We start from the raw sequence: 25169 nt of genomic DNA, 5'->3' as shown, positions 1-25169 counted from the left end.
TGTCCTGATCTTCCTCAAACGGGAGTTTCTGGTTCTCCTGACATACCCCATCCGGTATGATTGTATTGATACAGGCTTTCCGGTCCTCCGGGTATAATGTTCCCGTTTATCCAGTACTGCCCGGGGGATGGGATCTCGGAGGTCCCCCATCCCCCGCATTCTCCTTATCGTGACCTACCGTTTCCGGATCTAGTCGCTCCTGAGAGCGTCGATCGGGTCCATGTTCGATGCACGCCATGCAGGGTAGAGCCCGGAGATCACGCAGACCACCATGCCCACCACCATTCCTGCAGGGACGTAGATGATGCTGGACGGCATGAAGAAGAACTCCGTGGTTCCGATCATGGCGTCCACCACCGAGTACCCGATGACAACGCTCATCAGTCCTCCGATCCCTGAACCTACGATACCCAGGATGAAGGCCTCGTACAGGAACATCCGGCGGACCTCCCCGGTTTCCGTACCGATGGAGAGCAGGATACCGATCTCCTGCACACGCTCGTTGACCGACATCATCATTACGTTGAAGATGCTGACTGCCGCAACGATGAGCGAGATGCCTCCGATTGCCAGGCAGAACGTGGTCAGCGTACTCAGCGTTGAGGATATTGTATCGAGCTGCGAACTGGCGTCCGTGATCCGTATGGACGGTTTCTTCTCGTCCGTGTTGATCTTGGCATCGATTGCATCCTCGATCTCTGCTATCATGTCGGTATCATCAACGATCACGTTGACCTGAGTATACTCGTCTTTACCGTCGTACTGGGCAGTATACCACTCTTTGGAGACCACAATGCCGTTATCGGTACTTACGCTGTCCGCAACGGTGCCGCGGTCATCAATGATCCCGGCGATCGTAAGCGTTGCACGGGATGCCGACGAGGAGGCATTCGTGGGCGGACCATCCGATGCCGAACTGACCTTGATCCGGTCACCCACTTCCACGCCAAGCGACTCTGATAAGGATAACCCGATGAGTGCTTCGTTGATGCCGGCAATATTGGTCCCGTTCCCGATGGTGAGGAACTCATTCACATCATCCGGGTTCATCCCGTAAATGGATCCGCGTCCCTGGACATTTCCTGATGTGAACTGCGTAGTGGTAGAGTAGAGCGGGATGACGGTCCCGTTCGTCCCCACTGCAGATTTGATCTTGTTCAGCTGGGTTTTGGAAATATACGATGCTGATGAACTGGACCCGGGCGGCCCCATCCGAATGGCATCAGCGGTAATAACAATAGTATTCGCACTCGATGAGAGTTGGTCCTCGACCTGCAGGGACATGTTGGTCCCGAGCATTCCCATGGCCGAGATGGCGACAACACCGATCACAATACCGATCGATGCAAGGATCGAACGCGTGAAGTTCAACTTCACGCTCCGTACCGAGAGCTGGAAGAAAATATCGCCGATCATGTTTCCTCCACAATCCTGCCATCATCAAGACGTATTGTCCGGTGCGCGTACTCCGCAACCTTCGGGTCATGGGTGACAAGAATCACCGTCTTTCCATCTTTCTGAAGATTACAGAGGATCTCCATGATCTGGAACCCGGTCTTGCGATCAAGGTTGCCGGTTGGCTCGTCGCAGAGAAGGATCTTCGGGTCGTTAACCAGGGCCCTGGCGATCGCGACCCGCTGCTGTTGACCGCCGGAGAGCTGGTTGGGGCGGTGGATGGCCTTTTCCTTGTCGATTCCCACGGCATCAAGCAGGGCTGATGTCCTGCCCGTTGTATCGTGCTTCTTGTACTTCAGGATGAGCGGGTATTCCACGTTCTCGTAGGCAGAAAGGAGCGGGATCAGGTAGAATTTCTGGAAGATATACCCGATTGTGTCGCGCCGGAGGTGCGTCCGCTCCAGGTTGCTCATCTTCGCCACGTTTTTACCGTCGATATAGAGTTCCCCGGTGCTAGGAACGTCGAGGATTCCCAGCTGGTTCATCATCGTCGATTTTCCGGAGCCCGACGGTCCCATGATCGCCACGAAATCATTTTCCTTGATATCGAGCGAGACGTGATTGAGCGCCGTGAAGTCCCCGCTCTCGAGGTGGTATGTCTTGGTGACATCCACCAGGCTGATAAGGGGAGTGTCGGTCATATCTGACCCCTTACTGCTTCTTCAGCTTTGACATGATCCATTTCCGCTTGGTATACCCGACAACACCGACAATGATCAGGACGACCATGGCGATGACCGGGTAGAACGAGCTGATGCCGCCCTTCGGGTTGGTGATGCTGGAGAGGACACTGCTGCTCGATGATGAGGACGAGCCACCGGGTCCGCCGCTCATGCCGCCCATATCGCCTCCGGGTCCCTGCATCGAGCTGCTGGAGCTTGATGATCTGGTAGAGCTGCTTGTCCCATCAGACGGCATGCCTCCTGAGCTGTTGGAATATGTCGTGAGATCAAGGGTCTTGGTAACCGAATAATCGGTACCGTTAGAGTCCTTCCAGTGGATGACCAGCGGGACTGAAGACAGATCAGTGCAGGTGAAGGTGACCTCGAAACTTGACGAGTCATCGGAAGCCAGGCTGCCTACGGCATATTCAGGGTAAGTACCCGTTCCCTTGGCGGGCAGGCCCACCGATACAACAACACCGTTTGCATCCGTTACACCCGTATTGGTGATATCCCCGGTCAGGTCATAGGTATTACCTGATGAGGTGAGCGCAAGGTTATTGATCGTTGGAACTGCTGCATCTTTTGCATTGCCGGGATTAACCGACATGACCACAGATTCCTCGCGTTTGATATCACCGTTCTGGTAACTGATGTTGAAGGTTATGTTGGTTGCCTGATGAGGCGTGATGGCAAAAGGTACTTCGGTTACACTGTTTGCCGGGAGTTCACTGATGAAGGTCACTGACGGCGTGATATCCGACCCGCTGTCAGAGGTCGTGATATAGACACTCGTGATCGCCCCGTCACGCGCGTTGATCAGGCTCAGGTTGACATCCGATTCACTGTCAATGGTGAAAGTCTCCGGCCTCTTGGATATGGCAGCGTGCAGATCCTCCGAATCCACCTCAAACGTGAGGGGGTAGTGGAGGTTTTCCTCTTCCGAGGTTTCTGTCGTGAAGAGACCGAAGTACTTGCCATCCATCCCGTTCACGGTCACGAGGAAGGTATAACTGATCGAGTTACCAGCGGAAAGGTAACTCATGGTCTGCCACTTGTCCTCTTTCACGATGCTGATATCATTCGAAGACGCGAGAAGATTCGGGTTCTTTACGCCAATTGATGAGTTGCCGTTGTTGGTCAGCGTTACGGTTACCGAACCCTGTTCATAGGGATAGAATACTTCAGGTTCGATATCAACCGAGGTAACATAAACATAGGACACGCCGCCCGATTTTTCAACAATATCGGCAGCATTAACCACCGGGATGACTGCCAGTGCCAGAAGCACCAGCAGGATACAACTTGTTCGTAGTGAGGGTATTTTCATGGTTTACACATTCCATTGGGGTATGCGGGGTTTCCTCCGGTCCGGGAACATTCTTTTTCCTGTTCCCGACCCGGTGCTCCCCAAAATGTTTGGTAAACCATACATCCCGGGTCTATTATATTCACATCACGGCAGGAGGCCAATTATTATCCGGAAACGGGATTAATTGAACTCCGAAGTTACCTATATCCCTGACTACAAGAGCGGGGTCAAAACGATGCCGCCATGATCGGTCCGGAGCGCTCCCGCGGGCCGGGAATCGTTCCGCTGGCGAAACACGTGCTGGCGGATCCCCGCATCACAGGACAACTGTAAAAAAGCACATCGCTTGATTTATCCATTCCCGCACAAGAACCGGAACATGATGATGTAGGGCAATGGCGTTCCAGTGCCGTCAGTGCGGGGAGTGTTGCAGCTCCATGGGGGATGTAATCGGCATAAAGGAGCAGGCCGGGCCATCAGAGTATATCATCTGGTTCAAGATTACCGGAGAAGAGCGGCGGGTCTGGATCGATCCGGAAAAACAGGATCTCTTTGATTCGCAGGATATCCGGAAGCGCCGGCCCATGGCCTGCCCGTTTCTCCGGGAAACCACGCACGGGACGGTAATCTGCACCGTGCACTATACCCGCCCCGATCTCTGCCGGCAGTATTCCTGTTTCCACATCCTTGTTCTCAGGCCCGGGGGGGAACGGCTCGGCCGGGTGGTCGATGCCTCCCGCTATTTTACCACCATGGATCCGGATCTCCGGGCAGTCTGGAACCGGGAGATCGCGGGCATTGAAATCCCCGATGAAGCGCTCTGGGAGGAGCACGTAGAGAAGACCCTTACCCGGGCAGGGTATCAGGTAATACGATAGTTAAAAATCAGGCGCCATTACCGGAATCGATCTTCCCGTCTTTTTTCAGGCATGCAAGCGCCCTGCGTGCTGCCTCCTGCTGTGCCTTCCGGATACTATCCCCGCTCCCCGTGCCCAGTATTTCGTTATTGAACAGGACCTCGCAGGTAAAGACCGGCTTGTGATCCGGCCCGGTACGGGCAACCTGGCGATAGGCAGGAACGGTTTTGTACCGCTTCTGGAAATATTCCTGGAGGTGCCCGATTGCGTTCTCATCAAGCTCGGGATGGCTGATCGTCTCCGCGAGGATCGTTGTGAGGAAATACGCAACATCATCGAACCCGGCCTCACAGTACAATGCCCCGATGAACGCCTCGAATGCTCCCCCGGTGATCCGTTCGCCATAGGTCTCCTGTTCGCCGATCACCCGGGGGATAAGCCGGGTAACGATCGCTGACCCATATTGTCGCGTGAGCGTGTCCAAAGCACGGTTCGAGACAATCCCGCTCAGGATCCGGGTCATCTCCCCTTCATCGAGCACAACGTCCCGTTGCGTGAATAATGCCTGGGCAACGACCAGGTTCAGGACCCGGTCCCCAAGAAACTCGTACCGCTGCCAGTCCTCCTTGGAGATATCCCAGCGGTCCGTCCCGGGATGGCCATAGGCTGCGTTGAAACGGGTGACAAAAGTACTGACGATCCGGTTGACATCCGGATCAGGAGAACGGAGAAGTTCGATCAGTGACCGTCCGGCCTGCCCGTTCATATCCTGCAATTCTCGCAAAGCAACCCGATAATCCTATCGTTTCCGGGCCACGCGGACCCGGCCTTTCTCGCTCTCAAGGGAAAAACCGAGCCCTTCCAGGTATGCCCGGCTCCTGCCGGTCCCGTGGATGAGCAGCTCCACAAGGTCGTCCTCCTCATCCATGTCGGTATGGAGCCGGAACGAGTCGATCACCTCGACCGAGAGCCCGGCTTCCTTCGCAATCGCCACATGCTTCGAGAAACTCGTGCCGTAATAGTCAACGTGGAACTTCTTCGGGTCCTTCATGAAGATCACGTTGGTACCGCCGCCCCGCCCGGGAACGATTGCCACGTCGTCCTGGGTGGCAGTGACCCGCCGGATCGAGGCCCCGTCAGCAAGCGGGAGATCGGCCATGAGGATCAGGATGTTCTGCTCGACCGTGGGGAGGATCTCGTTCAGGGCCTGGTTCAGGTCCGCATCCTTGACCGTGATCTGGACAAGATCCGAATCGAACAGTTCGGTCCCGACAACCACCGGGCTGCACATCGCATCCCGAGCCGCGCTGACAACATCCTCGAGCATGGCGAATGCGAACTGTTCGCGTTCCTCCTGCGAGAGGATAGCGGAGAGCCGGGTCTTCGGGTTCTTCGGCTTGTAGGGGATCATGGCGTGCGGACACATGTCAATAGTTCCTAGGCAGGGCGATAAAAAAAAGGTGCTGATATGGATTCATGGCGGTCAAAGATGCAGGATTTATCATGCCGGCAGATCTATCTTCTCGCAATGGAGGGCCTGAACTATACCATAAAGAAGCTGCCTGCCCGGACGGTCGTGGGGATCACCCGCCGCACGTCAAACGCGGTGGCAGCGGAGACGATTCCTGCCTGCTGGCAGGAATTCCTGATGAAGAATGCGCCGGCGCGGATCGCACACCGGTCCATTCCCCCGGTCATGTACGCAGTATACTCGCAGTACGAGAAGGACTGGACCGGCCCGTACACGTACCTGCTGGGCTGCGGCGTGACGCGGGCGGATAACGTCCCGGAGGGCATGGAGGCATGGACGATCCCGGAACAGACCTATGCCGTGTTCCGGGCAAGGGGCATGATGCCTGCCGAGATCCTCGGAGTCTGGGCAAATGTCTGGTCATCGGATCTCCCTCGGACGTACACGTACGATTTCGAACTGTACGACAAACGGTTCACCCGCCCGCTGAACAAGGAAGTGGAAGTGTGCGTGGCCGTCGAGCCAAAGGATTACATGGAGAAGACGGCCTGATCGCCGCTCATCTTTTTTTATAAAAGCCCCGGCACGAGCGCCAGTACCACGCAGACGGCAACCGGGATGACGAGGTTGTCATCAACGGGGGAGATGAGCTCGATCACCCCGGCCACGATGGCAACGACAACAGCGCCCGGGACCGTAAGGAACGGGAGCAGGACAAGAACGGTTACGATGATGCCGGCAAGCGTTCCCTCCCATGATTTGCCATTGTGGATCCGGTGCCGGCCGAACCGCACCCCCACGATCGTGGTCACGCTGTCGAGTACCGCAAGGGTGACGAGTGCCGGCACGGCAATCGTGACGGGGAAGAGGATCACACAGGCCAGCGCACTGACCGCAAAATAGAGCGCTCCCCGGCCGGGCAGGCGATCCCCCCGGTCAAAGGCATCGACAAGCGGCGAGAAGAGGGGGACCCGGCGTCCGCGGAGGATGAGATCAACCATCACGATCCCGATGAAGAGACCCCCGGCAAGGATCGCGATCGCGACCGGCTGGCCAGCCACAAGGACCATCCCCGCAACAGCAAGGCCGAAGATGAGGTGCACCAGCTGGCGGACGAGTTCCTTCATGGGAGAAATGTACTTCCGCAGGAGACTAAAACCCACTGGTCCGGTGTGAATGCGGCCTGCCTCAGGCTCTTCAGCAATTATCCGACAACGATCAGGAGGAACCCGGCTGGCTGGTGCCCGTACCGGTATCGAGCGGGACCGTGATCACCCACGGGCCGGAGACGCCCCGCATCCGGGAAACGTTCAGCGCGAGCTCGTGCGAATCCTCCGGCAACGGTTCGATCTTCCAGGTCACGTGCGTGGTATTGAACATGAATCCCCCGCCGGGCATGGTCAGGAGGGGCCGGCCCCCGTCCACCCGCCACTCCGCCTGTAGGTCCGGGTTGGCGGGGGGCAGCGTGACAACGGGTGCCAGGGTGACCGGTGATTTCAGATCTTCGCCAAGGAGAATCTTCACCATGCATGCTTCCGGTCCGCATGCGAGTGACCTGATAGTGATGGTCAGGCCGTTTGCTGTTGCGCTCCGGTTCACGTCAAATGTCCGGACCAGCGGGTGTGCCGGGGGCTGGTACTCGTACGGCGGCATGACCCCCTCGCGATACGGTATTGGTTCCACCGAAGATGCAATCGTCTCCAGTTCTTTTCGGGGCAGCGTGCCGGAGAGGTTGAGGCACCATGTATCGCTCCCCCAGTTCAGTTCCCCCGTGGCTCCTTTATTTGCCAGGAGTGAGCCCGCTTCTGCCGGCTCAAACACGGGTTTGTCCGGGCAGGTTGCCGGACCCCGGGGCTGTTCCTGGATCGTGACCCATTCCTCCTGGCCACGCTGGTAGGTGAAGATGCAGTATCCCGGGCTCTCAGGACTTTTATCCCCGGTCCGCAGCGCCGATGTACCGGAATAGAAGAAGAAGCCATCCGGCAGGTACGTGGGAAGCGCGAGCGTCATGTTGCCCGGAAGGTTTCTCTGCATCAGATACAGGGAATTGTAATGGGACGGGAGATAGTGCGGACGCATGGGCTCCATGGTGGGTACGGGAGACGGCGTTGGGGATACGGGGGAGGGCTGTTGCGATGCCCCGGGTGCGGGGGTTGCCTGGCCGGTCACCGGGCCAGAGCATCCGGCCGCAATAACAAGGGCGATGACGATGATAATTACCGCTTCCCGCAGGGAAACCTTTGGTCCGGTTCGCATAGAAATTCAAAATAATATTTTACTACATTTATCAAAAGGCTTCGGATTTGCGTCGGTCCTGCCGGAAGGTATCGTTCGCAGCACCCGCCCGGTGTCTGCACCAAAAATGTGATCCGGCCTTGCAGGGTCCGGAAACAGTTGAACTTTTTTACAGCACCGGGGACTCTTTTCCATTCTCCCGAAACGTCCCGGCCGGCAGTGTGAGTACGAACCGGGCACCTTTACCCGGTTCACCGGTCTCGGCAATCGTGATACCCGTGATCGCGAGGATCTCCCGGGCCAGGAACAGGCCCCACCCGATCCCTTTGCCAAACCCCCGCTCAAAGATCTTCTCCTTGTCGCTTGCCGGGATCCCGGTACCGTCATCCTCGATAACCAGCAGGGCATGATCCCCCTCCTCGTGCAGGGTGATACGGATCCCGGTTGCCCTGCCTCCATGGCGCAGGGTATTCTCGAAGATATGGAAAAAGGCCCGTTCGAGAAGGGGGTCGGCAAGGACCTTTGCCCTGCCGGTACAGTCCGTGATCTTCACTGCCGGCGAATCCAGGGCTTCCCGGGCAGCATGCACGGCACCTCCCACTTCCTGCCATCGGGGGGGTTCTGCCGCGATATTCTGGTAATCCTTGGCAAACCGGAACTGGCGCCGGATCTTATCCGTTGCCTTCTGCACCCGTTCGAGGTACGATTTCTGCGTCTCGTCCTGGATAACCATCCCGAGCAGTTCGTTGTAACCCACAACGGCAGTCAGCTGGTTGAGGACATCGTGGCGGGTCACGCTGCCAACGAGATTGAGTTTCTTCTCAAGGAACAAAATGCGTGCTTTCAGGCTCGCGATCTCCTCTTCCGGTGACAGGAAAACCTCCTCCCGGTTCTCCCCGGCATTCCCGCCTTCCTGATCTCCCAACGACAACAACCCCGGATATGCCGTGAAATAATTCACGACCCGATACTCAGTTGAGGTATATGCCGGCGGGATTATTTATGAGTATCATTTACACCGCCCGCAATCGCGGGTGCGTGACAGAATCCCCAGCTTTTTAGTCCTTGCAGGATGAACTCCATGTACATGCAGCACCGCACCATCACCTTCTCACGGAACGTCTTCCTCCCGCTCACGACCGTATGCCGGAACCGGTGCGGGTACTGCTGTTTCCGTACACCCGTACAGGAGGGTTGCGTCATGGCGCAGGCCGAGGTGGAAAAGACCCTGGAGAACGGCGCAGCGCTCGGGTGCACCGAAGCGCTCTTCACGTTCGGCGAAAGGCCGGAGGAGGAGCCGGGGTTTTCTGCCATGCTCGCCCCGCTCGGCTATGCCACGATCCTGGATTACTGTGAGGCGATGTGCAGGAAGGCGATCGCGTGCGGGATCCTTCCCCACACGAACGCCGGTATCATGACGTACGAGGAGATGGAACGGCTGCGCCCCGTGAACGCGAGCATGGGGCTGATGCTGGAGACCACCGCAGAGATCCCGGCCCATGCGACATCGATCGGGAAATCACCGGATGTCCGGCTCGCGATGATGGCAGACGCAGGGAAGCTGAAGATCCCGTTCACCACCGGCCTGCTCCTCGGGATTGGCGAGACCATGAACGACCGCGAGAACTCGCTCTACGCGATCCGCGAGCTCCACAAGCGCTACGGCCACATCCAGGAGATCATCATCCAGAACTTCTGCCCGAAACCCGGAACCCCGCTCGCGCAGAGCCCGGTCCCGAAAACAGCGGAGATCGCGGCCACGATCCATATGGCCAGGGAGATTCTCCAGCCGGATATCGCCATCCAGATCCCGCCGAACCTGATCGATGCGAGTACGTTGATCGCGTGCGGGGTCGATGACCTGGGCGGCGTCTCGCCCCTCACCATCGATTACGTGAACCCCGAGCACCCGTGGCCGGCGCTGGAGGAACTCAAAACGATCGCTGGTGACGCGAAACTCGTAGAACGGCTCTGTATCTACCCGAAGTACATTGAGCGCGGCTGGTTTGACCCCGGCATGCAACCCCTGATAAACCGGCTCGCACAAACAGTAAAGGCAAGGAGCAGTGGACTTTGAAGCAGAAGAGCCTCCTCTATACCGGCAAGGCAAAGTCCGTGTACCGCACGGACACAAAAGGACAGTTGATCGTCGAGTTCCGCGATGACATCACCGCGTTTGACGGCGGGAAGAAGGACACCCTCAGGAACAAGGGCAGTTACAATGCGGAAGTCTCGGCCTTCATCTTTGAGTACCTCGCCAGGAACGGTGTGAAGACCCACTTCGTAAAGATGCTCGACCCGCACCGGATGGTGGTGCGCGAACTCGAGATGATCAAGCTCGAAGTGATCGTGCGGAACCTCGCGGCAGGATCGATCGTGCGGAACTATCCCTTCAAGGAAGGGATAAAACTCGACCCGCCGGTCATCGTGATCGATTACAAGGACGATTCACGGCACGACCCGATGCTCAATGACGACCTGATCGTTGCACTGAAGCTCACGACCGCAAAAGAGCTCGCAGAGATCAAGACGGCGGCCCTGAAGATCAACGCGCTTCTCGTGAAGATGCTGGCAGCGCAGGGCATCACGCTTGTGGACTTCAAGATCGAGTTCGGGCGTGCGGGCATGGCGATCTACCTCGGCGACGAGATCAGCATGGACTCGATGCGCCTCTGGGACAAGGTGACAAAAGAGTCGCTCGACAAGGACGTGTACCGCTTCAACAAGGGCGACGTGATGGCAACGTACAACCGCGTTGCACAGCGGATCACGAAGAAGACAAAATCCCCCGCTGCAAAGAGTTCTCCCGCAAAGAAAGCAGCAACCAAGCCGGTAAATGTCAAGGCAGCACCTGAGAAAATCGCTGCCCGGCCGGCTCCAAAGAAGGCTGCCACAAAACCGGCAAAAGGTAAAGGGGTTCCCGCATCAACGCGTGCCCCTGCAACGGTAAAAACACCGGCAAAGTCTGCAGCAAAGAAAACTGCGCCGAAGAAACCGGTTGCGAAGAAGGCCGCAAAGAAGCGGTGAGCATGCGATACCCCGGTTCCCTGATCGCAAAGGCTAATGTGCCGGGTGTATACATGATCCTGACAAGAGAGCCGGATCTGATACCATGAACGATACTGAAACAGACGAAGCGGATATGCTCAAGTGGGCGAAAGGGTATGCCCACAAGCAGGGCTGGTCGCTCAACGCGGACGAGAAGCAGCTTGGTACCGTGATCCGCGGCCTTGTGCGGAACAAGACAAAGTTCGGGCACCCGTACTGCCCCTGCCGGCTCCGGAGCGGGGACGAGGAGAAAGACCGGGCCATCGAGTGCCCCTGCGTCTATCACAAGGAAGAGGTGGCCAACCAGGGATTCTGCCACTGTCGCCTCTATTTCAAAGACCCACAATAATCTTTTTTTATGTCCGGTTCTTCGCCACATATACCGGAACGTTCAACCGGCTCCGGTCTTTTTGCACGTGCCGGCTCTGATCCCCGGGTTCTCATTCTCGGAAGTTTTCCCAGCGTCCTCTCGCTTGAGCGTCAGGAGTATTATGGTAACCCGAAGAACCGGTTCTGGGCGATCATGGACGAACTCTTCGCGGTCCCGGCCGGTCTCCCGTACCCGGACCGGATCACCCGGCTCACGCAGCAGGGGGTTGCACTCTGGGATGTTGTCCGGGCCTGCGACCGGCCGGGCAGCGCCGACAGCCGGATCAAAAACCCGGTCGCCAATGATATTGCCGGATATTTCCGGGCACACCCGACCCTCCGGCTCGTGGCGCTGAACGGGCAGACCGCGGGCCGGCTCTACCACCGGCTCGCGGAAGTGCCGGGCCTCGCTTCTGTTACGCTTCCCTCCACGAGTCCGGCGTTTGCTGCGATGGGGTTTGAGGAGAAAGTCCGGGCGTGGCAGATCATCACCGGATACCTGAAGACCTGAACAGCCCGGCCTCATGAAAGCGAAGATCCGGGCGGGCAGAACCTCCGGGGAACGAGATGAGACAAAACGCTGGATTCCAGCGGATTCTCCGACGTAAAACCCGATCACCCCCGGAAACGACCACAGCGCCCTGCCGGTCCGATCCGGACCCCCTGCCATGAACCAAAACCCGTTTTACCCACCATTCCGCCCACAGAATGTGGCTAAATATGACCTCTGGCGTTCAGGCGTCAGAACTGATGACGCCAAGTGAGTTATTCCCCCGTTTTCCGGAATTATTCCCTCTGGTTCCGGAAAAGTGGTACAACGGAGCCCGCAGGAGGCCCGGATTGGCGTATCCCCAAAATGAAGGGGTGCTCCGACGTGCGACTGGTCATCAGAAACCGAAGGACTGTTACGCCTCACTTCTCATCGTGGAGGTCCCGATGAGCCTCTCCGATTCTTGAGCTCTCTTTTTCCCTCACACCGTCACCGGCCCGGACACCGCACTTCCCTTATCAGCAAGCACCTGCCCCATCCTGCAAAACAGTAATGCCCGGATAAATTTTGTATCACTATTCACGTTTAAAAAAAAATCCCATAGGACAATTTCATGAACTGTTTTTTTTATCAAAATCATCAATGATTGTCCGCTATACAAAAAAGAAAAACCTGGTATAAAAACGATCAGCTCTGCCGGTCCATCCGGAACCTCAGGAAGATCACGTGATAGATTGCATAGAACCCGCAGAGCACTGCCGCAGTATAACCCGCAATCGCAAGCCACGAGATCTGGGTCGGCAGCGTGACCGACGAGACCTGGAGAACGAGCGATGACCCGATCACGAGCGATGCGACAACGATACCCATCATCATCTTGTCGCTCGCCTTGTCAAGCGCCATCGTCACTTTCTGGATATCCGTGTCCACGATCTCCAGCTTGAAGGTCCCGGTCGAGAGCCGGCGCAGCATCAGGTTCAGGTTGCGGGGCATGTCGAGCAGGGCATCAGCCCCTTCCAGGAGCGCCATGGACGCCCGCTTCACGTAGCCCGCGGAGAACGTGTTGGTATCGGCAAGCTTGGTGAGGTAGGGCGTAACTTCCTTCCCGAAGTTGAACTTCGGGTCGAGCCGCACGCCGATGTCCAGCACCATCACGAAGACTTTCAGGAGCAGCATCAGGCTCATCGGCACCTTGAGCCGGTAGCGCCGCATCGCTTCGGTCAGTTCGCTCACCACCAGCCCGAAATTGAGCTGGGCCACACCTTCCGCGTCGCCACCCGAGAAGTCGTGCATCATGATGTAGAGATCATCGCGGAGCGGCTCGCGGTCCTCTTCCTGGATCACGATGCCGAAGCCCTCGAGCGACCGGATCATCAGTTCAATATTGTCTGTGGAGAGCGCAAAGAGCAGGTTGATGAAATTCTGGCGCTTTTCCGGCCGCAGGATACCCACGATACCAAAGTCGAGGAAGACGACCTCTCCTGCTTTGGTCACAAGCAGGTTGCCCGGGTGCGGGTCCCCGTGGAAGAACCCGTCCTCGAAGATCATCTTCAGGTACGCGTGGAATCCGGTGACCCCGATCTGGTGCGGGTCAATACCCATTTCCGTGATCGCATCACGGTCATCGATCCTGACCCCTTCGATGAACTCCATCACCAGGAAATGGGGGGTTGTGCACTCCCAGTAGATCTTCGGGAACCTGACGTTCGGGCTGTTCTGGAAATTCCGGGACATCCGATCAGCATTCCGGGCGTCCCGCGTGAAGTCGAGTTCTTTTAAGATCTGGTGGGCGAAATCCTCAACCATCCCGGACGGGTTGTAGAGCCGGGTCTCGGGCAGGACGGTCTCGATCCGTTCCGCCATGGACTGGAGGATACCGATATCCAGCTCAATGATCTCCGGGATACCCGGGCGCTGGATCTTCAGGGCGACTTTCGTACCATCCTTGAGGTAGGCGCGGTGCACCTGGCCGATCGATGCGGATGCAACCGGCGTCTCCTCGATCTCGCTGAAGTAATCCTCCCAGTTGGGGCAGTTCTCCTCGATAATCTCCATGACCTGCGAGAAGGGGATCGGCCGGGCATGGTCCTGCAGTTTCTTGAGCTGCTCGATCATCTCCGGGGGGAGCAGTTCCGTCCTCGTGCTCATGATCTGCCCGAACTTCACAAAGGTGGGCCCGAGTTCCTCAAGGGCGAGCCGTATCCGTTCGTAGATGGTGGAGCCTTCGGACGGTTTTCCGGAGCTGGGGAGTCTGAACTTTGCACGCCCCGGGAAGAGCCTCTCAAGCCCGATGCTAAGACCATACTTGCTCAGGATATCCACGATCTGAGCATACCGCACGATACGGGTGACCATGCGTACCACTTGGTTGTCGAGATACTTAATGCGTGCTTTTTATCGGTATGCGCAGGGCGGCTGACCGGATCGCCCGGTAAAAGAGAATCCCGTCCGGAGACCGGATGTTACGGCAGGATGCTGCCGGGACTGTCGTCAAGGTTGACGGAGATGTTGAACGCTGCGACCGTAATGGACGCGTTTGCGCTCCCCACGGCAACCGGCTTGACCGGACAGCAGCTGAACGTGTCGGTGGCAGCAAGATACGTACCCTTGCACTGCTGGCCAGGTGCAACCACGATCCCTCCCTGGGCAGAACAGGTCCCGGCATCGTACTTCCCTTCCCCGGTCTGCACCGCCGTGACAGCAGGAGCGGTTGTTGTGGTTACAGCCAGCGTCGGGGAGGTTTTTCCCGGGGTTGGTGCCGGGGTCACTTTCTCCGTATGCGATACCGCGGATGTTGCCGCAGCAGTGACTACACTCGTCTTGGGCTTGGCATCCGGTGACGGGATGCTCAGGCAGCCTGCCGCAAACGGCGAGATGACGAGCAGGATCACAGCAAACACGGCAAATGCCACAGGTACTGATCTCATAAGGCAGCCCCCATCGTGTCGGCAGTATTCTCCAGCCGGATCACCATGGTCTCCAGTTCCGTGGAGAGAGCGGCAGGCAGGCTCACCGAGACCCTGATGTTGCGATAGGCCTCTGCAAGATCCACCAGGTCCTTCTTCACCAGTCTCAGCGGGACTTTCGTGGATTCAAGGTTCCCGGTAGCGAGCACCTTCCGGGCAGTGGTGAGATCGGTCTTGGTCTTCGAAAGGACCGGTTCGGCATCGCCGATATCGAGCATGATCGGGACAAGTTCGGTATTGATCCCGTCAGCCAGTCCCACGGCCCGGTCAGCCTGGTCAATGAAGAATTGCAGCCGTATACTATCCGGCACCTGGTTCTGCACAAGCGCGAGTTTCGTGTTGAACTCCTGCGACAGCGGCAGGATCTGCTGGCCTGCGGACTGGACTGCCAGCTCCGATCTGGCGGTGAGCGCAGCCTCGACCTCGGGACGTTTTGACGAGAAGACATCGAGCGCCCGCTGTGCGGAGGTAGTGTCATAGCCTCCCGCCTTGAGCGTGTCGAGGATCTGCTGCCCGTTGTCCACCCATGCGTCAAAATCCGCCAGCTGGCTGGCCTTCCGCACTGCCCAGTAAGTATCCTTTTTTTCCTGGATGTACGGGTTATTGTCCCTGGCCTTCGCGATCTGGGCTTCCAGGTCATCCCATTTTCCCTGCCCTTTTGTCATGACCGTCCAGGTCTCGCTTCGGAACTGCCCGGTTGTTGTGCGCATCTCGGCGATCAGCATATCGAGCTCCTTTCCCGTGGCAGCAGACGGGATACGTGCCTCTTCAGCCCGGAACTCCGCGAGCAGCCGGCTCATGGTGGTTGTGTCCGAACCGTAGAGCGTGCCGCAGTACGTGACAGCAGCGTTCATCTCGACATCTTTGTCCAGTGCGGTCCATGCAAGGTGTGCCTGCCGGATCCCGACCGTGTGCAGGGCAGGTGTCGTATCCGCAGCGGCAACGGGAAGAACGAGCAGGGCAGCCACCGCCACGAGGCAGGCAAAGATGAGAAAGGGGCGGGATCCCGCGGGTAATTTCCCCTCGCGGATAACGGACCCGCAAGCGAAGTTTCTAAAAAAAACCGTTGGTAATGCCTGCATTGTTAACAGAAGGTATTGTACTCCAGGTATCAAAAGATTTGCCGGTTTGGTTCCGTATTCTGGCCGCAGATACCCTTTGAGACCCCGATCAGGGCTTCCGGAAGACCACGATCCGGTTGGTGTTGGTGCCGCAGGCATTGTTGTCAACACCCCAGATATTGGAGGTCTTGGTGAAGACCTGCTGGTTGATCAGGAGGGAATTGCACGAGAACCCTGCGTCCGTTCCCAGCGGGACCACGTGCTCCTCGAGCCGGATCGTCCGCTTGCGCACCTCCCCGACTTCGAATGCAACATAGCCGCCCGGTTTCGTGATGCGATAGAGCTCATAAAAGACCCGGCCCATGACAGAAGACCAGTCGTTCACGGTCCGCGCCATCGTGATCCGTCTGCCAATCGCTTTCTCATCAAGGCCGTTGAACCAGCAGCGGAGCCAGTTGTCTTCCCGGTATTGCACGATGTCAAGGAACGGCGGCGAGGTGACGGTCAGCTGCACGAACTCGTCCGGGATCTCCGCGGTTGCCTGCGCATCTTCCGACAGGAGTCTGGCATTCTTCCCGGCACGTGCAAGGTTCCGGTTCTCCTCATCGGTAAGGGTCCGGAGCAGGCTCTTTGTCTTGTCCAGGATGATCCTCCGGGTATCCCGGTACTCCGGTACCTGGCTGCGCTTCTCGTTGATCTTCCGCTGGCTCTGCTGCGAGACCGCCTGGTTGGGCGGGAGCGTGTACACCGAGAAGAACCCTTTCGAGTGGCCGGTCAGGCGATTGGTTGCAACCATGGCAATCCAGCGATCGATCATGTCGTCCCGGTGGGCCTCCCTGCGGGCGAGCAGGTACTCCCGCACGGCCACGATCTCCTGCTCGGTTTCAGGATGGTAAAACATCGAGAGGTCGAGACCCGCTGCCCCGCCTTCACGGGGGATGGTGGCAAGCCGTTTTTCCACCGCGGCACTATCCGGGGGGAAGAACCGGGGCTCGGTCATGATCCGTGAGAGGGGGTTGGCGTCGTTTGCGATCACGCTGCGCCCGAGCAGGCCGGCCTCGATGACGGTTGTTCCCCTCCCGCTGAAGGGATCATAGACCGTGTCCCCTTTCTTTGTCAGGAGGCTGATGAAGAACCGGGGCAGCTGCGGCTTGAAGCACGCCCGGTACGAGACCTCGTGGATCGATCCGCCCTGCCGCTGCCGGGAGGTCCAGAACTCACCGGTGAATTTCCTGACCTCAGATCTCCCGATAGTGACCTGATCTTCCTGCACGGGCTGGCCCGACAGGGAGGTATACTGGTGCAGGTAACCCGGCAGGTCATCGGCAGCAGAAAGGGTGGATCCGGTCGCCATGGCGTAACAACAGCTTGGGGAACAAGGGTATTATGCTGTGCGGTACGTGCCTGCACCGATATGCTGACATACCGGGTGGACTATAGGGTCTGTACGAGGCACTGCAATGAAGTCCAGCAACGAGACCGGGCCCGGTACCGGCCGGGAGTTCATGGAGCGGACAAAATACCGGTATCTCGGGAAGAGCGACCAGCAGAAGGGCCTGCCCCAGCCGCCGCTTGAACTGCCGGTGGATCCGGAGAGACCGATAATCGATCTCCCGCCGCCGGCCACAGTGGATATACCAACTCTCGATCTCCGGGAAGCGATTGAATCGCGGCAGAGCATCCGGAATTACGTGCACGAACCCCTGGCGCCGGATGAACTCTCTTTCCTCCTCTGGTGCACGCAGGGGGTGAAGACGCGGTCCGGGATACAGGCCACGTTCCGCACGGTCCCCTCGGCCGGCGCCCGCCACGCGTTCGAGACGTTCCTGCTCGTCAACGATGTGGAGACGCTGGAGCCGGGCCTGTACCGCTATCTCGCGCTCACGCACCGGCTCCAGCAGATCGATACCGATCCAACCGTTGCGCACCGGGTCACGAGCGCCTGTTTCGACCAGCAGTTCATCCTCCGGAGCGGCGTGACCTTCCTCTGGACGGCGGTCCCGTACCGGATGACCTGGCGGTACGGCGAGCGGGGTTACCGCGACCTCCATCTCGATTGCGGCCACGTCTGCCAGAACCTGTACCTTGCAGCCGAGGCCGTGGAGTGCGGGGTCTGTGCAATCGCGGCATTCGATGACGACGCCATGAACGAAATTCTGGGTATTAACGGAAACGACCAGTTCCTGATCTATCTCGCAACCGTGGGGAAAAAAAGTGAACTGGATGACCGGCCGAATTAGGGGTCACGCAATATGGGCACCGACCGCGTCGAATGCGGGCGGGTACCGGACGGTCCCGCCGATGCCATCGAGCGCGCCGGGTTTTAAGGGCAGCGCCATGAAGACATCGTCCGCACACGGGAACGGTGCCAGGATATGAGACTCTCTGGCAATGGTGAAACCGAACCGGGGGTAATACCCGGGGTGGCCGATCACGATCACGATGCGGTTGCCGAGACGCCGGCACTCGCTGAGCCCTGCTTCGGTGAGGGCCTTGCCGGTCCCCATGCCCTGGTAATCCTGGTGGACACTGAGCGTTGCAAGCGCAAGCGCGGGGGTCTCCACCGTACCGGAGACGATGGTTATCGGGCAGAACAAAATATGCCCGATGATCCTGCCATCGTGAACGGCCACAAGGGAGAGATCGGGGTTGATATCGCCTTCGTCCCGCAGGGCATCCACGAGCCGTGATTCCCGGTCCTGAGCAAATGCCTGGCGATGAACCTCGAATATTGCGGGGGCATCTTCAGGCTCTTCAGGCCGGATAAAAAAGGAATCCATCTCTACCTGTTGGACGGGCAGACAGATAAGGGATCGTCTCCTGATCAGGAGATCATATCCTCATCAGCCGCTCGTTCTCGCGCAGCCACTTCCGCCGGCGCTCGTAGTCCGGCATCAGTTCCTTCACTTTTGCCCAGAAGAGGTTCGAGTGATCGTGCTGCCGGAGGTGGACAAACTCGTGGACGATGACGTAATCCACGATCTCCAGGGGAGCCTGGATGAGCCGCCAGCTGAAGTTGATCGTGCCACGGGTCGAGCAGGATCCCCAGCGCCGGCGTGCACCTGAGAGAGAGATCGATTTTGGGGAATAGCCGGTCATCATGGAAAAGTACATGCACCGGGCATTGATCTCCTTCCTTGCCTCATCGATGTACCAGCGGTGTATCGCTGTCGGGATATCGGGCCTGGCGTTCTGCGAGACAACGAGCCGGTCGGTGCGTTCGATGATCCCCCGGCCATCATCGGCAATGTGCAGCGGGTAGGAGCGCCCGAGGAACCAGAAGATCTCGCCCTCTTCGTAAGCATGGCAGACGGCCTGCGGCCGGGCATGCATCTCGGCCATCTTCTTCCGGATCCATCCTGCTTTCTCCCGGACGGCCTCGTCAATCAGCGCGACCGGGGCCCGGAGGGGCGCCCGCACGATCAGCCGGGCTTCGGGCGTGATGACCAGCGCGATCGTCCTCCTTCGGGAGCGGACTACTGAATCAATGCGGATCTCGTCCATGTACCGTAACACCCGGATATTCCTGTACGGTTGGCGGCTGCGGGAAAAAAGGTACGGGATACGACACCGGCTTCAGGAGGCCTTCCGTTCGATGATATCGTCGCTCACAACTTTGCCGTCACGGAGCCGGACAATGCGGTTGAAATAGTCCTTGTGCCAGTCCTCGTGGGAGACCATGACGATGGTCTGGTGCATCTCCTCGTTGATCTCCCGGAAGAGGTCCAGCACCATCCGCGAATTCTCCGAATCAAGGTTGGCACACGGCTCATCGGCAAAGAGGATATCCGGCTTGTTCACGATGGCCCGGGCAATCGAGACCCGCTGCTGTTGGCCCCCGGAGAGTTCGCGGGGGAGGTGATCCCGCCGGTCGAAGAGGCCGGTCTTCTGCAGGATTAAGGCACTGTCTGATGTTATCTGCTCCTCGCTCCGGTCCTTCCGGAGCATTGCCGGCAGGGAGACATTCTCCATCACGGTCAGGTCGGGGACCAGCGCATAATCCTGGAAGACGTACCCGAGCTTGTAGAGCCGGAACATCGTCTTTTCGTAATCGGTGAGTTTCGCGATATCCGTGCCGTCGATCACAATCCTGCCGGAAGTGGGCAGGTCCAGCAGGCCCAGCATATGGAGGAGCGTGGTCTTGCCGCTCCCGCTCGCCCCCATGATCCCGATGAATTCTCCCTTGGCGATGTCCAGCGTCACGCCATCCAGCGCCCGGACTTCGACACTCCCCATCCGGTAGATTTTCGTGAGGTCCTGGATCCCGATCATGCTCAGGCCCTCATGGCGCTCTGGATATCTTCGCGCGATACCTGGTAGGCAGGGACATATCCCGCGACAATGGACGCGGCAAAGAGGATCAGGGAGTTCAGGAACAGATCCATCGGGGTAAGATACAGGGTCGCCGACCATTCTGGCGTGACAACGGGGTGGGCTGACAGGTACGCTGCCATGAGCAGGGTGATCACGAGTCCGAGGATGATCCCCAGGACCGCCATGATGATCACCTGGAACCCGTAGTTATGCATGATCACTTCCTTGTCCACGCCGATTGCCTTGAGGATCCCGATCTGGCGCCGGCTGCTGAGGGTCTTGATCGTAATGACGATGAAGAGCACGACCGTCGTGATGATGATACTCACGATCATCGATACCATGTTGATGATCGCAAAGCTCTGGAGCGCCCGGCCCATGACCTTGGAGAGAAGATCGCTCGTCGTCTGCACTTTCTCAGAAACGCCGTACTGCTGGAGCTCGTCCTTGATGAACTTCTCGGAATAGCCGGGTTTCGCCTTGACGGTGATGTAATCCGCATTATCCACCGCTTTTGGATCCACCAGCGCCATGTCTGCCGAAGTGACATAGACCGCGCTGTCCGCCTGGCTCCAGCCGGTATAATATATCCCTTTTACCCGGTAGTCCTTGACGTACCCGTTGCCATAATCGATCGTGATCGAATCCCCTACCCGCACACCGCCGAGAGAGGACTGGAACTCGTCCTCCTCCTTGACCGAGGAATCTCCTGCCACCGGCTTCCCGATGATCACTTCCCCGGTATCCCCGTCGCCCAGATAACTGCCGGCGATCATCTTGGTATACAGGGGGGAGACGAGTTTCTCGTCATTGGGCCTGATCGCCCGCACCGTTGCGCCGAGCACGCGCTGCCGGTACTTGAGAGTCGCCCCCCTGGAGAAATGCGGCGTAGCCCGTTCCACCCCGGGCATGCCGTTGATGAGGTCGAGCGTTGCGCCAAGATCCGAGACGTACTGGTCGCCCGACTTGGGGCTGACGAGTACGTTGCCGATCTCGTAGTCCACGACCTGTTTGGTGATACTCTGCCCGATCCCGTTGAAGAGGCCCGGGAGGAAGATCATGTTCGTGAAACACATCCCGACGATAAGCACGGTCAGGATCACGCTCGACCTGCTTCCCCGCTGGAGCGACCGGAGGGCAAGCAGGAAGGCGACCTTTAGTTCTTTCTTTCCCATGGGAATTTACCGTCGCCGTTCTTTTTCGGCAGGTACCAGTACCGGTAGGCAAGGAACCCGAGGATGCCAAGGATGATGAGCACGAGGATCAGGTTGCCGGAATTGTCGGCAGGGGAGACACGGAGGTTCATCTGCCGGGTCATCGTGTGAACGCCCATATCGTCCGTGTAGCTGATCGTCAGGTTGTACGGGTAATTGCCCCCTTTCATTCCCTCGAGCAGGAAGATGGCCGGTGCATCGTTGCCGGGCTTGATCTTCCCGATGAACGCCTCCTTCTTCCCCTCCGCGGGCATGTCCACGGTTCCCGAGACCTGCTTTGCTTCGCCCGTGCCGGTATTCTCGATCCGAATCGTGAGGTCGAACGGGGTGCCTTCCGCGAGCCGTGCCGGGTTGGTGTCCACCGAGACAAAACCCAGTTCGGCTTTGCCCTTCAGGATCACGTCGATACCGGTTGCCTGCGAGAGGGGAGTCCCGTCAATGGAATTGTAGCCGATCGTGACCGGCACCCGGACCAGGCCGGCGTCCGCCTCTTTATCGGAAAGGAGGAAAAGGCTGACGGTCTTCTGCTCGCCCGGGTTGATCAGGCCGACATGGTAGAGATCGGAAGTCTTTGGCGCCAGCTTCCCGCTGACATTGGTCACGGTCAGGGTCACGTCATCGGCCAGGAGCTGGCCGGCATTGGTGATCGTCAGGGTCACCGGGATCTCGTCGCCCGGGTTCACGCTGCCGGTCAGCGAGCTGTTCATGATCAGGATGGACTCTTTCTGGATCCCGACTGCGGTGTTGACATTGACCGGGAACGGGTATTTCACGCTCGTTCCGCCCTTGGTATCAATCCAGATCTCGGGGTAATAGATCCCGCTCTTTGACGGGCTCTGGATCGTGAAGGTGAACATGAGGGCCTGGCCCGGGCCGATGTCCCCGACCTGGTCATAATTTTTTGTCAGGACTGAAATACCGTTTCCTTCGAGATGGACATTCTCGATGTTGACATTGATATCCGTTGTCTTGACCACGGAATAGTCGTCCACTGCCAGTTTCCCGGACTTCTCGCTCACGGAAGCGCTCGATGCGGTGTTCTTGACCATGATCGTTACCGTCCCAAGGCTGTCGGGCATAAGTACCGACGGGGATACGGTGTAATTGGTGATCGTTACGGTCGGTGCATCGGCTGCAAGGGCCGTAGGTACCAGCAGGACCGTGAGCCCGAACAGGATACCTAATGCTACGATGGTGCTGATGATTCTCATGGTTTCATTCCGGTTGTCTCTGTACACGTTCATACAGTCTCCAGAGATATAGAACCAACGCCCTGGTTCAGGGTGATCTCGTTGACCGCAAGCGACGTGTTGAACCCGTCGGTCATATAGGTGTCGTCATGCTGTACCAGCCCGTGGTCGTCGCTGATATCGCCGATGCCGTTATGCACCTGGATACGCGTGTTGCTGTCCTTTGGGATGCGCAGGGTCAGGTCGCCGACGCCGTTCTTGATGACGGCATCGAACCGGCCGCCATGGTACCCGCCCAGGTCAACCGTGGTATCGCCCGCGCCGGTATGGACGGCCAGGGACTCGAGGTTGAGCGATCCGAGGCTGACCAGGGTGTCACCGGCACCGACCGTCACATCGAGCCGGAGGGGGATCTTGTTGTTCAGGTCGATATCCCAGCGGTTGGGAGAGTCAACCGCAAACCACTCCTTTCCCTTGTGTCCCTTCTCGATCAGGGTAACGAATTTCCGGGATGCGTTCGTGGTCTGGACCAGTTCCGGCTGCCATTCGGCGGCCTGGGAGAAGATCGTGGCCTCCATCAGTGCGTCATCGGGCGCACTTCCCTGCAGGGTGAGATCGCCCGCACCGAGGGTGAGTTGCACGTCCCCGACCGTGGCCCCGTCCAGCGGGACTGTCGTGGTATTGGGAACGAGCGTGGAACCCTGTCGGAAGGGAGTGAGATCATGCCCGGGCGTGGGGGGAAAATTCCCGGAGAGCGCCAGGATGCAAAACCCGATGGCGAACGATACGAGGGTGATCGCGCCCAGCCAGAGGATGATCCGGGTCGCGCTGATGCCCCTGAACCGGAGGCCGCAGGCGATGCAGGAGGACGAGGCCGGTTTTTGTTTATCGGTACTCATGTGACACACTCCGTTCCGCTGATGACGCCGATATTCCACTTGAGGTACCGGATGCCGATGCGGTAGAAGAACTTCGCCAGGTAGTAATCGCCGAGCACGAGCAGGAGGCCGAACGAGGTGATGCCGATGGAGAAGAACACTCCCGCAGCCGGTGACAGCCAGATCGCGAATGCCGGGATGCCTGCGATCTGCAGGACCGAGTAGATGAACGCCACAGGCCCGAGGACCGTGAACACGATCCCGAGTATGAATACGACGAACAGCAGGACCACGAGCAGGATGAACGGTATGAGTACAAAGACCAGGTTGAAGAGACCGAGACCGAGGGTTGCCAGCACCGCGTGGAAGATGTTCCTGCAGCTCCTGGTATCCTCTGCCTTCTTCACGAAGTGGGTGGCCCGGATCTCGCGTGCCACATCCTCGGGTGACCCGAGCGAGCAAAACAGTTCTTCTTCCGACCGCCCGTTCGCTTTGCCGATCCGGAAGTGCTCGGTGTAATCGGAGAGGATGTCGTCGAGTTCGTCGTGGGGGAGGGTGCCCTCAAGCCGGCTCCTTAAGATCCGGATATATTCCTGTTCAGTCTGCAGCATCGGTTGTACCTTCCAGGAGCGCGTTCACCGATGACGCAAACCGCATCCATTCTTCTTTCTGGTCATGTTCTTCAGTCCTTCCGCTTTCCGTGAGACGGTAATATTTCCGGGGCGGGCCTTCCACCGATTCCTGCAGGTAGGTCGTGACGTAACCCTCGTCCTTGAGGCGCCGCAGGAGCGGGTAGATCGTACCTTCGGAGATATCGATCCTCTTAGAGATCTCGCCCACCAGTTCGTAGCCATAGCAGTCCTTGTGTGCCAGAACGGAGAGAACGCAGATCTCGAGTACGCCTTTTTTGAACTGGATATTCATGGGATCTCCCTGGCCCCGTGGCATGCCCGGTCCCCGGCACCGCGGATGTCGCGGCACCGGGGGAGAGTGCAGAGGGTAGCATGCCCGGGCCTGCACGTGTCAAGTGTTTAACACAGTATCTTGCTATGCAAGGTACTTACTATTGTTGAGAATGCCATGTATATAATTCAATCGCATGGACTCGTCCGGGTCGGATGACCGATAGATCATTTCAACCTTGGCTCAAAACAACAGAGACCACGCTGCCCGCAATCTTGGCCTCTAAGGAGTGTTTCAGGGAGCCGGCAAAATCCTGGACATCCCCCATCTTCTGTTCCGGGTCAAACCCGAGGAAGATCTCGATGTAGATCCTGCTCCCGGACCGGCGCGAGCGGACGCCGTTGAACTCATTGTACTTGTCGAACGAGGAGGCGAGTTCATGGAGGATGACGATCTGGAGTTCCTCGTCAAGGGTCTTGTCAAAGAGGTCCGGAAGGGAGGAGGAGAACTCGCGGTACCCGGCAAACAGGAGGAAGCCGATGATGATGAACGAGACGATGGGGTCGATATAATGCGCCCAGTCGTACTGGATGCAGAGAACCGAGAGCGACAGCGCAAAGAGGAGGAGGAGATTGGAGAAGGTCTTGGCCCTCCGCAGGCGCCACTGCGACTCCATGATCGGCGAAGGATCCTCTTTTGAACGGTTCTGGTAGGTATGCCAGTGGTGGTAATCGGCAATGCTTG

General features: G+C 58.2%; 27 protein-coding genes and 1 pseudogene. 7 read left to right on the top strand and 21 right to left on the bottom strand.

The genetic code is table 11. The annotated features are described in order from the left end of the window. Window positions 1-189: 189 nt before the first annotated feature. The 3 genes from LUQ43_RS10635 to LUQ43_RS10625 are packed head-to-tail and all read right to left on the bottom strand — an operon-like array spanning window position 190 to window position 3447. Entirely contained in the window at window positions 190-1416 is a 1227-nt protein-coding gene (locus LUQ43_RS10635) for an ABC transporter permease (RefSeq protein ID WP_299967348.1), read from the bottom strand. After that, entirely contained in the window at window positions 1413-2096 is a 684-nt protein-coding gene (locus LUQ43_RS10630) for an ABC transporter ATP-binding protein (RefSeq protein WP_299967345.1), read from the bottom strand. Before LUQ43_RS10630 ends, LUQ43_RS10635 begins: the two co-directional genes overlap by 4 nt. 10 nt (window positions 2097-2106) lie before the next feature. After that, window positions 2107-3447 (bottom strand): hypothetical protein, encoded by a 1341-nt coding sequence (locus tag LUQ43_RS10625; RefSeq protein WP_299967342.1) that lies wholly within the window; start codon window positions 3445-3447, stop codon window positions 2107-2109. A 377-nt stretch (window positions 3448-3824) separates the two neighbouring features. Here LUQ43_RS10625 and LUQ43_RS10620 point away from each other — a divergent pair, with 377 nt between their 5' ends. Beyond that, entirely contained in the window at window positions 3825-4307 is a 483-nt protein-coding gene (locus LUQ43_RS10620) for a YkgJ family cysteine cluster protein (protein ID WP_299967339.1), read from the top strand. Between the two features lie 7 nt (window positions 4308-4314). On the opposite strand, the gene LUQ43_RS10615 is transcribed toward LUQ43_RS10620, so the two are convergent. Next, window positions 4315-5052 (bottom strand): putative dsRNA-binding protein, encoded by a 738-nt coding sequence (locus LUQ43_RS10615; protein WP_299967336.1) that lies wholly within the window; start codon window positions 5050-5052, stop codon window positions 4315-4317. A gap of 33 nt (window positions 5053-5085) precedes the next feature. Beyond that, entirely contained in the window at window positions 5086-5712 is a 627-nt protein-coding gene (cofC, locus tag LUQ43_RS10610) for a 2-phospho-L-lactate guanylyltransferase (protein ID WP_299967333.1), read from the bottom strand. Window positions 5713-5775: 63 nt separating this feature from the next. On the opposite strand from cofC, the gene LUQ43_RS10605 reads away from it, so the two are divergent. Further along, entirely contained in the window at window positions 5776-6309 is a 534-nt protein-coding gene (locus LUQ43_RS10605) for a GyrI-like domain-containing protein (RefSeq protein ID WP_299967330.1), read from the top strand. Between the two features lie 17 nt (window positions 6310-6326). Here LUQ43_RS10605 and LUQ43_RS10600 read toward each other — a convergent pair whose 3' ends face one another. From LUQ43_RS10600 to LUQ43_RS10590, 3 genes are all read right to left on the bottom strand, one after another. Continuing rightward, entirely contained in the window at window positions 6327-6884 is a 558-nt protein-coding gene (locus LUQ43_RS10600) for a phosphatidate cytidylyltransferase (protein ID WP_299967327.1), read from the bottom strand. A 91-nt stretch (window positions 6885-6975) separates the two neighbouring features. Next, window positions 6976-8013 (bottom strand): hypothetical protein, encoded by a 1038-nt coding sequence (locus tag LUQ43_RS10595; protein ID WP_299967324.1) that lies wholly within the window; start codon window positions 8011-8013, stop codon window positions 6976-6978. A 148-nt stretch (window positions 8014-8161) separates the two neighbouring features. Next, complete coding sequence (locus LUQ43_RS10590) at window positions 8162-8917, bottom strand: HAMP domain-containing sensor histidine kinase (RefSeq protein ID WP_299967322.1); 756 nt, start codon at window positions 8915-8917, stop codon at window positions 8162-8164. 162 nt (window positions 8918-9079) lie between these two features. Between LUQ43_RS10590 and cofG the strand changes: the two genes are divergently transcribed. The 4 genes and pseudogenes from cofG to LUQ43_RS10570 all read left to right on the top strand — a co-directional run bounded on the left by cofG (window position 9080) and on the right by LUQ43_RS10570 (window position 11920). Continuing rightward, on the top strand, window positions 9080-10069 hold the full coding sequence (gene cofG / locus LUQ43_RS10585; protein ID WP_299967409.1) for a 7,8-didemethyl-8-hydroxy-5-deazariboflavin synthase CofG: 990 nt from the start codon (window positions 9080-9082) through the stop codon (window positions 10067-10069). Continuing rightward, a pseudogene (purC, locus tag LUQ43_RS10580) lies at window positions 10066-10767 on the top strand (phosphoribosylaminoimidazolesuccinocarboxamide synthase); the annotation flags it as partial. The gene cofG and the pseudogene purC, both read left to right, overlap by 4 nt. 337 nt (window positions 10768-11104) lie before the next feature. Next, on the top strand, window positions 11105-11389 hold the full coding sequence (locus LUQ43_RS10575; protein ID WP_299967319.1) for a ferredoxin-thioredoxin reductase catalytic domain-containing protein: 285 nt from the start codon (window positions 11105-11107) through the stop codon (window positions 11387-11389). Between the two features lie 9 nt (window positions 11390-11398). Next, window positions 11399-11920 (top strand): DNA-deoxyinosine glycosylase, encoded by a 522-nt coding sequence (locus tag LUQ43_RS10570; RefSeq protein WP_299967316.1) that lies wholly within the window; start codon window positions 11399-11401, stop codon window positions 11918-11920. A 666-nt stretch (window positions 11921-12586) separates the two neighbouring features. Here the strand turns inward: LUQ43_RS10570 and LUQ43_RS10565 are convergent. From LUQ43_RS10565 to LUQ43_RS10550, 4 genes are all read right to left on the bottom strand, one after another. Further along, a complete protein-coding gene (locus tag LUQ43_RS10565) occupies window positions 12587-14254 on the bottom strand; it encodes an AarF/ABC1/UbiB kinase family protein (protein ID WP_299967313.1) in 1668 nt (555 codons plus the stop codon). Window positions 14255-14361: 107 nt separating this feature from the next. Next, window positions 14362-14826 carry a hypothetical protein gene (locus LUQ43_RS10560; RefSeq protein ID WP_299967310.1) on the bottom strand — a complete coding sequence of 155 codons (465 nt, stop codon included), beginning with the start codon at window positions 14824-14826 and terminating at the stop codon, window positions 14362-14364. Next, window positions 14823-15947: a hypothetical protein gene (locus LUQ43_RS10555; protein WP_299967307.1), complete on the bottom strand. Its 1125-nt coding sequence runs from the start codon at window positions 15945-15947 to the stop codon at window positions 14823-14825. Before LUQ43_RS10555 ends, LUQ43_RS10560 begins: the two co-directional genes overlap by 4 nt. 88 nt (window positions 15948-16035) lie before the next feature. Continuing rightward, the gene (locus LUQ43_RS10550; RefSeq protein WP_299967304.1) at window positions 16036-17280 is read right to left on the bottom strand and encodes a DNA methyltransferase; all 1245 of its coding nucleotides are present in this window, start codon (window positions 17278-17280) and stop codon (window positions 16036-16038) included. A gap of 106 nt (window positions 17281-17386) precedes the next feature. Between LUQ43_RS10550 and LUQ43_RS10545 the strand changes: the two genes are divergently transcribed. Continuing rightward, window positions 17387-18166, top strand: coding sequence for a SagB/ThcOx family dehydrogenase (locus LUQ43_RS10545; RefSeq protein WP_299967301.1), 780 nt, complete (start codon window positions 17387-17389; stop codon window positions 18164-18166). 3 nt (window positions 18167-18169) lie between these two features. On the opposite strand, the gene LUQ43_RS10540 is transcribed toward LUQ43_RS10545, so the two are convergent. The 9 genes from LUQ43_RS10540 to LUQ43_RS10500 form a co-directional block, all read right to left on the bottom strand. Next, the gene (locus tag LUQ43_RS10540) at window positions 18170-18706 is read right to left on the bottom strand and encodes an N-acetyltransferase (protein WP_299967298.1); all 537 of its coding nucleotides are present in this window, start codon (window positions 18704-18706) and stop codon (window positions 18170-18172) included. Between the two features lie 52 nt (window positions 18707-18758). After that, complete coding sequence (locus LUQ43_RS10535; RefSeq protein ID WP_299967295.1) at window positions 18759-19430, bottom strand: SprT family zinc-dependent metalloprotease; 672 nt, start codon at window positions 19428-19430, stop codon at window positions 18759-18761. Between the two features lie 72 nt (window positions 19431-19502). After that, window positions 19503-20198 carry an ABC transporter ATP-binding protein gene (locus LUQ43_RS10530; RefSeq protein WP_299967292.1) on the bottom strand — a complete coding sequence of 232 codons (696 nt, stop codon included), beginning with the start codon at window positions 20196-20198 and terminating at the stop codon, window positions 19503-19505. A gap of 2 nt (window positions 20199-20200) precedes the next feature. Beyond that, a complete protein-coding gene (locus LUQ43_RS10525; protein ID WP_299967289.1) occupies window positions 20201-21415 on the bottom strand; it encodes an FtsX-like permease family protein in 1215 nt (404 codons plus the stop codon). Continuing rightward, window positions 21397-22698 carry an S-layer protein gene (locus tag LUQ43_RS10520; protein WP_299967286.1) on the bottom strand — a complete coding sequence of 434 codons (1302 nt, stop codon included), beginning with the start codon at window positions 22696-22698 and terminating at the stop codon, window positions 21397-21399. The genes LUQ43_RS10525 and LUQ43_RS10520 overlap by 19 nt, the downstream gene beginning before the upstream one ends. Next, on the bottom strand, window positions 22695-23543 hold the full coding sequence (locus LUQ43_RS10515) for a toast rack family protein (protein WP_299967284.1): 849 nt from the start codon (window positions 23541-23543) through the stop codon (window positions 22695-22697). The genes LUQ43_RS10520 and LUQ43_RS10515 overlap by 4 nt, the downstream gene beginning before the upstream one ends. Next, the gene (locus tag LUQ43_RS10510; RefSeq protein WP_299967281.1) at window positions 23540-24133 is read right to left on the bottom strand and encodes a DUF1700 domain-containing protein; all 594 of its coding nucleotides are present in this window, start codon (window positions 24131-24133) and stop codon (window positions 23540-23542) included. The genes LUQ43_RS10515 and LUQ43_RS10510 overlap by 4 nt, the downstream gene beginning before the upstream one ends. Further along, window positions 24120-24446 carry a PadR family transcriptional regulator gene (locus LUQ43_RS10505; protein ID WP_299967279.1) on the bottom strand — a complete coding sequence of 109 codons (327 nt, stop codon included), beginning with the start codon at window positions 24444-24446 and terminating at the stop codon, window positions 24120-24122. Before LUQ43_RS10505 ends, LUQ43_RS10510 begins: the two co-directional genes overlap by 14 nt. Before the next feature lie 211 nt (window positions 24447-24657). After that, window positions 24658-25169, bottom strand: a 512-nt coding sequence (locus LUQ43_RS10500) for a cation transporter (protein ID WP_299967277.1), incomplete at its 5' end; no start/stop codon positions are given.

It is taken from the genome of Methanoregula sp. (assembly GCF_028679125.1).
In the GTDB taxonomy this organism is placed as follows: domain Archaea; phylum Halobacteriota; class Methanomicrobia; order Methanomicrobiales; family Methanospirillaceae; genus Methanoregula.
Note: the sequence above shows the minus strand (reverse complement) of the source record. Positions and strands in the feature narration are given on the sequence as shown.